This window comes from Pantoea sp. Taur (assembly GCF_009830025.1).
GTDB classification, from domain to species: Bacteria; Pseudomonadota; Gammaproteobacteria; order Enterobacterales; family Enterobacteriaceae; genus Pantoea; species Pantoea communis.
This window is the reverse complement of sequence record NZ_SZZZ01000011.1, coordinates 180,971-188,904: the sequence shown is the minus strand read 5'-3', so window position 1 is coordinate 188,904 and position 7,934 is coordinate 180,971. Positions and strand designations below refer to the sequence as shown.

Annotated in this window: 6 protein-coding genes; 2 read left to right on the top strand and 4 right to left on the bottom strand. The window is 54.5% G+C overall.

Annotated features, from left to right (window positions below; genetic code table 11):
• Positions 1-371: 371 nt before the first annotated feature.
• The 4 genes from hemG to pepQ are packed head-to-tail and all read right to left on the bottom strand — an operon-like array spanning position 372 to position 4,353.
• Positions 372-908 (bottom strand): menaquinone-dependent protoporphyrinogen IX dehydrogenase, encoded by a 537-nt coding sequence (gene hemG, locus FD744_RS16210; RefSeq protein WP_160868722.1) that lies wholly within the window; start codon positions 906-908, stop codon positions 372-374.
• A gap of 18 nt (positions 909-926) precedes the next feature.
• Positions 927-2,378, bottom strand: coding sequence for a Trk system potassium transporter TrkH (gene trkH, locus FD744_RS16205; protein WP_034827948.1), 1,452 nt, complete (start codon positions 2,376-2,378; stop codon positions 927-929).
• A gap of 26 nt (positions 2,379-2,404) precedes the next feature.
• Positions 2,405-3,022 carry an IMPACT family protein gene (locus tag FD744_RS16200; protein WP_034827946.1) on the bottom strand — a complete coding sequence of 206 codons (618 nt, stop codon included), beginning with the start codon at positions 3,020-3,022 and terminating at the stop codon, positions 2,405-2,407.
• Positions 3,022-4,353, bottom strand: a complete 1,332-nt coding sequence (gene pepQ / locus FD744_RS16195) for a Xaa-Pro dipeptidase (protein ID WP_034827944.1) — start codon at positions 4,351-4,353, stop codon at positions 3,022-3,024. Before pepQ ends, FD744_RS16200 begins: the two co-directional genes overlap by 1 nt.
• Before the next feature lie 186 nt (positions 4,354-4,539).
• Here pepQ and fadB point away from each other — a divergent pair, with 186 nt between their 5' ends.
• Positions 4,540-6,723 carry a fatty acid oxidation complex subunit alpha FadB gene (fadB, locus tag FD744_RS16190; RefSeq protein WP_160868721.1) on the top strand — a complete coding sequence of 728 codons (2,184 nt, stop codon included), beginning with the start codon at positions 4,540-4,542 and terminating at the stop codon, positions 6,721-6,723.
• Positions 6,724-6,733: 10 nt separating this feature from the next.
• Positions 6,734-7,897: an acetyl-CoA C-acyltransferase FadA gene (gene fadA / locus FD744_RS16185; protein ID WP_160868720.1), complete on the top strand. Its 1,164-nt coding sequence runs from the start codon at positions 6,734-6,736 to the stop codon at positions 7,895-7,897.
• The last annotated feature ends 37 nt before the right edge of the window (positions 7,898-7,934 follow it).

Sequence of the window (7,934 nt, the reverse complement as noted above, 5' to 3'; positions counted from 1 at the left end):
TCTGTAAAACGTCATAATGAATTTCATTATGTGTTCACTCGTGAGACTTGATATTTTTTACGTCCGGAGACGCTGATATCAATCCTGCGAGTGCCCACACAGATTGTCTGATAAATTGTTAAAGAGCGGTGCAATCAGCGCCTTAAGCTGCTGTTGCGAGGTGGCGTATATTACGCTTTCCTCCTTCAGAGTCAAACACTTTTTTCAGCGTTTTTCTCCGGCGGGATGAATTTCTTCACTCCCTGCTGAGCCGTCTGCGTTGCCGCTTTGCCGTCTCAGTGGTGGCGCATTATAGGGAGTTATTCGGGGCTGACAAGGGTTTATTGCAAAAAAATGATCGTTCGACCTAAATTTAGCCACAACGCTCTATTTCACAACGATTTGCCTGGTAACTGCACAAAATCCTGGGCAAAAACCACGACTTTATTCCAATCGGTGTATTCCACTTCTTTAGAGGTATCGGTCTCACCGCCCGTCATACGCATAATCAGTTGAATCATGACACGATCAAACCAGCGATAGCGGGGATAACGCAACGCGCCGGCAAACACCGCACAGCAATCTGGCTGCCAGGGTGACTGCTCCAGGAACTTATGCGTATAGGCGTTGGTTGCTGGCGTGCACTTATCTGCTTTACGCGCCGTAAGATTGACGCTGAAGAAGCCACTGACGCGCTGATGCAGCTCAGCTTTATGCTGAGTAACAAACTTCATTAATGCCGGATGGAAATGTCCGTAACGAATTGAAGCGCCAATCAGCACGCGATCATACTGCGACCACTCAACCTGCTGTACTTCCAGTAAATCAATCACGTCACACAGCTGTTGCGGCGCTAGCGTCTGTGCAATACGCGCTGCGATCTCACGGGTTTGCCCATCACGGCTGGAATATAGAATCAATGCTTTCATTAGATAATCCTGTTTCTCTTATTCACGCCAGAAGGTCGGGGTGAACAGGACCAGCAGTGTGAACACCTCAAGGCGTCCAAAAAGCATGGTTAAAATCAAAATCCACTTAGCGACGTCATTCATAGACGTGAAGTTATCCGCTACAACACCTAAGCCTGGGCCGAGGTTATTCAGCGTTGCGGCAACTGCAGCGAAAGCGGAGAAGTCATCGACGCCCGTCGCGATAATCGCCAGCATGCTGAGTAAGAACACCAGCGCATAAGCAGAGAAGAATCCCCATACCGCTTCAAGGATACGCTCCGGCAGTGCGCGATTACCCAACTTGATGGTGTAGACCGCGTTCGGATGCACCAAACGCTTAAGCTCACGCGACCCCTGCTTAAACAGCAGCAGAATACGAATCACCTTCAAGCCACCGCCAGTCGATCCCGCCATACCGCCGATAAAAGCCGAACAGAGCAACAGTACAGGCAGGAATAATGGCCAGCGCGCAATACTATCGGTGGTAAAGCCAGCAGTCGTTGCCATCGATACCACCTGGAAAAAGGCCTGGTTCAATGTTTGCCAACCGCTGGCATAAACGTTGTGGAACCACAGCACTACCGTACAGATCAGCACTAACGTCAGCTGTACGCCAATAAACATGCGAAATTCGGGATCGCGCCAGTAAACTTTGAGGCTGCGGCCGCTCAATAAAGAGAAGTGCAAGCCATAGTTACAGCCCGAGATCAGCAGGAACACCGCCACGATGGTATTGATGGTAGGACTGTTGAAGTAGCCGATACTCGCATCATGTGTAGAAAAGCCACCAATCGCGATGGTCGAGAAGCTGTGACCGATGGCATCAAACACCGGCATGCCCGCCAGCCACAGCGCCACCGCACAGGCCACGGTAAGTAAGACATAGATTAGCCACAGCGTTTTAGCCGTTTCCGCAATACGCGGGCGCATCTTGTTATCTTTTAACGGCCCCGGCATCTCAGCACGATAAAGCTGCATGCCACCCACGCCCAGAATCGGCAAGATGGCCACCGCCAGTACAATGATCCCCATACCGCCCAGCCATTGCAGCATCTGACGATAGAACAAAATCGCTTTCGGTAAGGTATCAAGGCCCACCAACGTAGTGGCGCCCGTTGTGGTCAGCCCAGAGAAGGATTCGAAGAAAGCATCGGTAACCGAAAGGTGCGGCTGTTCGGCAAAAATGAAAGGCATCGCACCCACACTACCCAGCACCGTCCAGAACAGCACGACGATCAGAAACCCTTCTCGCGGTTTAAGTTCGGTTTTCTTTTTGCGATTAGGCCACCACAGCAGCGAACCAATCACAATCGCCATCATAAAGGTCTGGCTAAACGCTCGTCCGGCGCCATCGCGATAAATTAAGGCCACCAGCCCCGGTAGGATCATGGTCACCGAGAATAAAATTACCAACAGTCCCACGATGCGGGTAATGGCGCGAAAATGCATTCAGCCGTTCCTTTAAACAGATGCTTTTAGTTGTCCAGCGGGATGAGCGTCAGCGCGCCCCGGCTGTAATCAGAAAGGTTTTGCCGAAAGCCATCAATTTGCGGATGCGGCAACGCCAGACGCAGCGCGATACGATCCTGATAATGGCTCTCTTCAATGATGCCGTCAAAGCGTTGCAACAAACGCTCGATATCACTTAACTGGGCATAATCACATTGCAAGGTAAAAGATTGCATCGGCACTTTACGCGCACGCATCAGTTGCTTCAGCCCCTGCTGCACGCCGCCGCCATACGCTTTCACTAATCCACCGGTACCCAGCATGATGCCGCCATAATAGCGCACTACCACTGCGGTAATTTCACCGACGCCGCTACCCATCAACTGTGCCAGCATCGGTTTGCCCGCCGTGCCAGAAGGCTCACCATCATCGGAGAAACCCAGCTGCTGCGAATCATCCGGCGCACCGGCAACCCACGCCCAGCAGTGATGGCGCGCCGCAGGATGTTCCAACTTCACCTGCTGGACAAACGCACGCGCCGCCTCAACGCCAACGGTATGCGCCAGATAAGTCATAAAGCGGCTTTTCTTGATGGTTTCCTCGCTGAGGCTCACAGCCTCAGCGGGAATATCGTACGCATCCATCAGGCCAGATGCAGATCGCGCGTCATGTTTTCAACGCGATTGGCATGGATCACCACATTGTCTTCGATACGAATACCACCGTACGGTTTCAATGCGTCGATCGCCTGCCAGTCAAAGTACTGACTGTATTTACCACCACGCAGTTTTGCCAGTAGTGAATCGATAATGTAGAAACCGGGCTCGATGGTCAGCACCATGCCCGGCTCCAGTACGCGGGTACAACGCAGATAAGGATACTGTGATGGTGCCGCCAGGTGCGTGCCATTGTCATCCTGCATAAAGCCTGCGACGTCATGCACCTGCAAGCCCAGCGGATGGCCCAAACCGTGCGGCATAAACGGACCCGTCAGGTCCTCCGCCACCAGCGTCTCTTCGGTCAGACCTTTCACCAAATCGAACTTCAACAATAGACGGGCAATACGCTGATGCATTTGCAAATGGTAATCGGTGTAACGCACGCCCGCTTTCAACGTCGCAATCAGCGCCAGCTCTTCTTTATTCATCGCCTCTACCATTTCGGCATAACGCGATTTGCTTTGGGCTGCATAGCTGCGCGTCAGGTCGGCGGCGTAACCAAGGTATTCCGCACCCGCATCAATCAGGAAACTGTGGCGCTTCGCCGGTGGCTGATGGTCGAGCCTGGTGTAGTGCAGCACCGCAGCATGTTCGTTAAGCGCGATAATATTGCCGTAGGGCACATCCGTATCACGATGGCCAGTCGCCGTCAGATACGCCTGATTGATATCGAACTCACTCATACCTGAGAAGAAGGCTTCTTTCGCCGCACGATGTCCTGCAACCGCCAGTTTCTGCGCTTCGCGCATACAGGCCAGTTCGTAATCCGTTTTGATGCTGCGATGGTAATGAAGGAAGTCGATCACGCCTTTGGGATTCACGCGATCGCTATTGATGCCGAGTTGTGTGGCGCGGGAGGGCACAGGTCCGATATAAGCCACATTGTCGCGCTGAGCCGGCAGCAGTTGCCCAATCTCATCGGCATCTTTCAGGCCCACCACCTCAACATCCTGAGTCCAGAAGCTGTTGGGCAATGGCTCGACGTTATGCCAGTAATCCACAGGTGAGTAGAACCACAACTTTGGCTTGTTAACGCCATCGATCCATAACCAGCAGTTAGGCACTTGTGTGACAGGAACCCAAGCCTTGAATTGCGGATTCACCTTAAACGGGTAGTCGTGATCGTCGAGAAAAACGGTTAACAGCTCGCCAGAGTGAATCAACATCGCATCAAGTTTAAAGCGTGCCAGCACCTGTTGCGCTCGCTGTTGCAGCGTATTGATATGCGCGTGATACAGGGTTTTCAGTGAATCCATGGACTTGTCTCCGATATCGCGAAATTGGCCGCAGTGTAGCACAGCCTCAAGTCTGTTGCCGTGCTGCACTCGCTGTGATCGGCGTATCAAATAAGCAAAGACTCGTTTGCAAAAAATTAACATGCCGCCCACACTCCAACTCATCTGGTATGACCAGATCACCTTTCGCGGTTTCAGGAGACGGACATGCTCTACCAAGGCGATACCCTTTCAGTTCACTGGCTTGATGACGGCATTGCCGAGCTGATTTTCGATGCCCCCGGTTCAGTGAACAAACTCGACACCAAAACAGTTGCCTCACTGGGCGATGCACTCAGCGTGCTGGAGCAACAGCCCGAGTTGCGTGGCCTGCTGCTCACCTCGGCCAAACCGGCATTCATTGTCGGTGCCGATATCACCGAATTCCTGTCGCTGTTTGATGCGCCAGAAGAGAAGCTGAGCCAATGGCTGGCGTTTGCCAACAGCATCTTCAATCGCCTGGAAGATTTGCCGGTGCCGACTGTCGCTGCGATTGACGGCTACGCGCTGGGCGGCGGCTGCGAGTGTGTCCTGGCGACAGATTTTCGCGTCGCGACGCCTGCTGCACGCATCGGCTTACCGGAAACCAAACTGGGCATCATGCCGGGGTTTGGCGGCAGCGTGCGCTTGCCACGTTTGCTCGGCGCTGATAGCGCACTGGAAATCATTGCCGCAGGAAAAGATGTTGATGGCACCAGCGCCCTGCAACTCGGCCTGGTCGATGCGGTCGTGAGCAGCGAAAAGCTACGCGCTGCAGCACTCACAATGTTGCAGGATGCCGTTGCGCAAGGCTGCTGGCAGGCGCGCCGGGCACCTAAACTAGCGCCTCTGAAGCTCAGCCCGATTGAAGCGGCGATGAGCTTCACCATTGCCAAAAGCATGGTGATGCAAACCGCAGGCAAGCATTATCCCGCGCCTATCACCGCGGTGAAAACCATTGAAGCGGCAGCCGGTTTACATCGTGACGATGCATTGAAACTGGAAACCGCTGCATTCGTGCCGCTGGCACAAAGCGATGTGGCGCGCGCGCTGGTCGGTATCTTCCTGAACGACCAATATGTCAAAGGCCTGGCGAAGAAACACAGCAGTGCAGCCGGTGCACCGCAGCAAGCGGCCGTGTTGGGCGCAGGCATTATGGGGGGTGGGATTGCTTATCAGTCGGCATGGAAAGGCGTGCCGGTGAAAATGAAAGATATCAATCCGCAGGCGTTAACACTGGGGATGACAGAAGCCAGTAACTTGCTGAACAAGCAGTTGGAACGCGGCAAGATCAACGGTTCCAAACTGGCGAGCGTCCTCACGACGATTCAACCTACGCTGGATTACGCCGGTTTCGAACGTGCCGATGTGGTGGTCGAGGCCGTGGTCGAGAACCCGCAAATCAAGGCCAAAGTGTTGGCAGAAACCGAGCAACATCTGCGCGATGATGCCGTACTCGCCTCCAACACATCGACCATTCCGATTAGCCAGCTGGCGCAATCGCTGCAGCGTCCAGAAAACTTCTGCGGCATGCACTTCTTTAATCCCGTACCACGCATGCCACTGGTTGAGGTCATCCGTGGCGAGCAGACTTCAGAAGCCACCATCAGTAAAGTGGTGGCCTGGGCCAGCAAGATGGGCAAAACGCCGATCGTGGTGAATGACTGCCCAGGTTTCTTTGTGAACCGTGTGTTGTTCCCCTACTTTGCCGCTTTCAGCCTGCTGCTACGCGATGGCGCTGATTTCCGTCAGATCGATAAAGTGATGGAGAAACAGTTCGGCTGGCCTATGGGCCCGGCCTGGTTGCTGGATGTGGTGGGCATTGATACCGCCCATCACGCACAACAGGTCATGGCGCAAGGCTTCCCTTCCCGCATGCAGAAGGATTACCGCGACGCGATTGATGTGCTGTTTGAAGCCAAACGTTACGGCCAGAAAAACGGCCTGGGCTTTTACAGCTGGGAGCAAGATAAAAAAGGCAAAGCCCAGAAGAAAACCGATCCGGCTGTTGATGCGCTGCTGGAACCGATTTGCGAGCCGAAACGCGTGTTCAGTGATGAGGACATTGCTAACCGTATGATGCTGCCAATGCTCAATGAAGTGGTGCGCTGCCTCGAAGAGAAGATTATCGCCTCACCGGCTGAAGCCGATATGGCGCTGGTGTACGGCCTCGGTTTCCCTCCGTTCCGAGGGGGTGCCTTCCGCTATATGGATACGCTCGGCCTTAGCAATCTGGTTGATCAAGCCAAACGCTACACCCCACTCGGCCCGTTGTATGCGGTACCTGAACTATTAGTGCACAAAGCGCATCAGCATCAAAGCTGGTATCCCGCAGCCCAACCGATTGACGAAGCGACACTGCAAAGTGCCTGAGGTAAAGAATATGGAAAAGGTAGTCATAGTTGATGCGGTACGTACACCGATGGGCCGTTCAAAAGGCGGCGCGTTTCGTCAGGTACGCGCGGAAGATCTCTCGGCGCATCTGATGCGCGAATTGCTGAGCCGCAACCCCGGCGTTGATCCGGCCTCTCTGGATGACATCATTTGGGGATGCGTGCAGCAGACGCTGGAACAGGGCTTCAACATTGCGCGTAACGCAGCACTGCTGGCCGAAATTCCGCACCGCGTGCCAGCCAGCACGGTGAATCGCTTGTGCGGTTCGTCAATGCAGGCGCTGCACGATGCGGCACGCGCCATTATGGTGGGCGATGCGCACAGCTGTTTGATTGGCGGCGTCGAACATATGGGCCATGTGCCCATGAGCCACGGCGTTGATTTCCATCCGGGTTTGGGCCGCACCGTGGCAAAAGCCGCAGGCATGATGGGATTAACCGCTGAAATGCTGGCGCGCATGCATCACATCACCCGTGAGCAACAGGATGCCTTTGCGCTGCGTTCACATCAGCGCGCCTGGGCTGCGACCCAACGTGGCGATTTCAAACGTGAAATCGTGCCGACCTATGGCCACGATGCCGACGGCGTATTGAAACGCTATGAAACGGATGAAGTGATCCGCGAAGATACCACGCTGGAAGGGTTGGCTGCGCTGCGTCCCGCGTTTGATCCGGTCAACGGCACCGTTACGGCGGGTACATCATCGGCACTCTCCGATGGCGCGGCTGCCATGTTGATCATGAGTGAAAGCCGCGCCCGCGAACTCGGCCTGACCCCGCGTGCACGTATCCGCAGCATGGCGGTGGTCGGCTGTGATCCATCCATCATGGGTTACGGTCCGGTGCCGGCCAGCAAACTGGCACTGAAGCGTGCCGGATTAAGCGTGCAGGATATTGATCTATTTGAGCTAAACGAAGCCTTTGCCGCGCAGACACTGCCGTGCCTTAAGGATTTGGGATTGCTGGATCAGCTTAATGAGAAAGTGAATTTGAATGGCGGCGCGATTGCGCTGGGGCACCCACTCGGATGCTCGGGGGCGCGTATCAGCACGACGCTGCTCAATCTGATGGAACGTCGTGATGCGCAATTTGGTCTGGCGACCATGTGTATTGGCTTAGGCCAGGGGATCGCGACGGTGTTCGAACGCGTTTAATACGTTGAAGCACGTGTTCCCGCCCTTTCGGGCGGGC